Annotated in this window: 3 protein-coding genes and 1 pseudogene; all 4 read left to right on the forward strand. The window is 47.0% G+C overall.

Annotated elements, in window-relative coordinates:
• Positions 1 to 1,463: DNA (cytosine-5-)-methyltransferase (locus tag ACLU24_RS14525; RefSeq protein ID WP_412613350.1), on the forward strand; the 1,463-nt coding region annotated here is incomplete at its 5' end.
• Between the two features lie 125 nt (positions 1,464 to 1,588).
• The gene (locus ACLU24_RS14530) at positions 1,589 to 2,329 is read left to right on the forward strand and encodes a virulence protein (RefSeq protein WP_412613352.1); all 741 of its coding nucleotides are present in this window, start codon (positions 1,589 to 1,591) and stop codon (positions 2,327 to 2,329) included.
• A complete protein-coding gene (locus tag ACLU24_RS14680; RefSeq protein WP_475495316.1) occupies positions 2,326 to 2,718 on the forward strand; it encodes a DUF4314 domain-containing protein in 393 nt (130 codons plus the stop codon). Before ACLU24_RS14530 ends, ACLU24_RS14680 begins: the two co-directional genes overlap by 4 nt.
• Positions 2,719 to 2,872: 154 nt before the next feature.
• Positions 2,873 to 3,022, forward strand: a pseudogene (locus ACLU24_RS14540) (amidoligase family protein); the annotation flags it as partial.
• Positions 3,023 to 3,076 lie beyond the last annotated feature (54 nt).

Below are 3,076 nucleotides of genomic sequence, written 5' to 3' on the forward strand. Positions count from 1 at the left end.
TCTATCTTGTCGCAGATTTTAATGACAGATGTGCCGGAAAAATATTATTTGAGTCAGAAGGCTTGTCAGGGTATTCTGCGGAGAGCTTCCGCTCGTGGCAAGCGGCTGCCCGAAGTATTACGCAAGGCTCTGGAGCGTCAGGCATCGGGATAGACGGCTATAACGGTGCTGTATCTGACAAAGCGGCAACGCTCGGAATAAACTGCGGAATGTCAACGGGAAGAAACGGTGCGATAGTTCTGAATGATCAAGGTGGAGACAGAATGGATGTTACGGAGGAAAAGACCTGCACTCTTCGTGCCGAATCACATCATCCCCCTGTGGTAATGGAGTCGGCAGGCTTTTGTACGGAGCATTCAGCCAAGAGCCGATCTATCGGTTATGAAAAGGAAAAATCTCCAACGCTTCGTGCAGGGGTAGTTCCTGCCGCAGTTTATGAAAACCATTCGATGGATACTCGTTACAGAGAGCTTGGCGATGTAGCTCCAACGGTCAGTGCCACCTATGGTATGGGCGGCAACAATCAGCCCTTCGTGGTAGAGAAAACCTACGATGTCCGCTTTACATCAGAGGGTACAAAAAACGCCCGACAGAATGTATATGAAACTGATACTGCACGAACAGTCGATACAGGCGGCATCCCTCCCGATGCCAATCAAGGCGGGATAGCAGTAGTAGAAGCCTACGGCATCTGCTCAAAAGACAGCAACGCTATGAAAAGCGACAATCCAAACAGCGGATTTTATAAGGCTGAAACGAGCAGAACTATTGACGGAAACGGCGGCAATCCATCCTGTAATCAGGGCGGCATTGCCGTTGTGGCGATAGAAGGCAATGGGACAAGACCGTCCCATCACGGAAACGGTTATTCCGAAGAAGGTGTGGGCTATACGCTCAACGCTACAGAACAGCACGGCATTGCTTACGGTATCGACCGTGCTACATATAACATGGGACGCAATGCTCAGTACGCTATTTCTATTCAGGAGGAAGTTGAGCCTACGATAGTAGCTAAAGGACCGGGAGCAGTTGCTCACCCGACCTACTGTACAAGCAAATCTTCATTCCATACCAGAGCATCGGAGGAAGTTGCAGATACACTTGTCGCCAGCGATTTCAAAGACCCTCCGACCGTAAATGATACGAGTGACGATATGGAATATATTGTCCGCAGGCTGACACCGACCGAGTGTGCAAGGCTGCAGGGGTTTCCTGATTTTTGGTGCAGTGATCTTGCATCGGATGATCCGACCGATGAAGAGATAGCAAAATGGCGTGAGATTTTCAGAGAGTACGATGAAGCTCTGGGAAAGAAAACAAAACCGAAGTCCGACAATCAGATACGCAAGTGGCTAAATGATCCTCACAGCGATTCAGCAGAGTACAAAATGTGGGGCAACGGTGTCAGTTTACCGATAGTTTTCTTTGTGCTTGCAGGGATAGCTTATTTCGCTGATAAGTAATGTACATAACATTCCTTTTTGATTTGTGTACTATGTAGATTTCCCTTTATCTCAGCTTTTGTTGTTGACTTTCAGGCTAAAAAGAGTGATATATGTAGTACCCAAAAAACAAGGAGGTAGTGACAATGCGAATAGAATTTAACAAAACAGGCACAGAACGCAAGGAACTCGCAAGCGCCATAGCAGAGTTTACTGAGGGTGAAGTAAAATACCTTGGAGCACCGACATTCAGCTATCAGGTAGATACTATCAACATTGATAAGAACGGATGTGTAAGTTTTGATGACGGTGTAGAAAAGGAATACTTTGACACACTGGTCGATTTTCTTGCACAGAAAGGCTTTGAGGGAACGCCCACAGAAACGCCCGACATGGCGGTGGAAAGCGGAGCCGAAAAAGTATCCGAAGAAACCGAAAAAATGCCCTGTGCGCCGACAGAGGGGCTTTGTGCCGAGGCTGCTGCCCTTACGGTAACAATACCGCTGGATTGCGTGGAGATCGGCAATCTGACAAAGCTGCTCGATGCCAAAGGCACCCTTATCAAAAAGGCACTCGGTGTGGATGACCTGAAAATCGAACAGAACGAGGATGTCGGAACGGTATCGTTTCCTTGGTTCTCCGAGGTGACACCTGATGAGGTAAAAGCATACACTCATTTCATTACAGCTCTTTGCAAAATGTCAAAGGATGCCAAGCGTGTGACCGCCAAGGAAAAGGATGTCGATAACGAGAAGTATGCTTTCAGATGTTTTCTCCTTCGTCTCGGCTTTATCGGAACAGAGTACAAAGCGGAAAGAAAGATACTTCTACGAAACCTTGACGGCTCGTCAGCATTCAAAGCCGGAAGGGACGGTGATCAGAAATGAGATTTCCGACAAGCGAAGAAGTGGAAAGATTAAAAAATCAATACCCTGTCGGAACGAGAATAGTCCTCTGCAAAATGGATGACGATCAGGCACCGCCTGTCGGTACTAAGGGAACAGTGAAGGGCGTTGATGATATCGGAAGCCTGATAGTAAAATGGGACAACGGCTGTGGTCTGAATGTCGCTTACGGCGTGGACGAGGTAGAAAAGCTCGACAGCGTTACAACCGTCTGCTACGGTCAGGAGCGTGTCTGGGACAGCCGGACAGAAGCGAAGGATTATTTTCTCGATGGCATATTCGCATCTGAGGGCAGCGAGCGTGAACGGTACGCTTTCATCTACGCCAAGCTGATCCTGGGGTACGATTATTGTACTGATGAAGCGGATTAAACCACCACAATATACACAACTTTCTCCGTTTATTTGCCCTTATGATTGGTGGAAATACATCTCAAATATTGCTTGATATAGTGTGCAGGTAGAGTTAATATACACATACCGAAACGGAAAACATACAAAATTCAGATAAACGGAGGAAACCACCATGAACGAAAAGACAGCAAGACAGATCGAGGAAATGAAAAAGCAGACCATCGGAGTTGAGGTCGAGATGAACAGCATAACAAGAGAGAAAGCCGCAAAGACAGCCGCCGACTTCTTCGGAACGGGAAGATACCAGAGCACAGCAAGCCGTGGACCATAGTCAATAAAGTAGACAAGTAAAAGAGCAAATTTTACAAAAAATTTA

Source organism: Pseudoruminococcus sp. (assembly GCF_047012705.1).
Lineage (GTDB): Bacteria > Bacillota > Clostridia > Oscillospirales > Acutalibacteraceae > Pseudoruminococcus.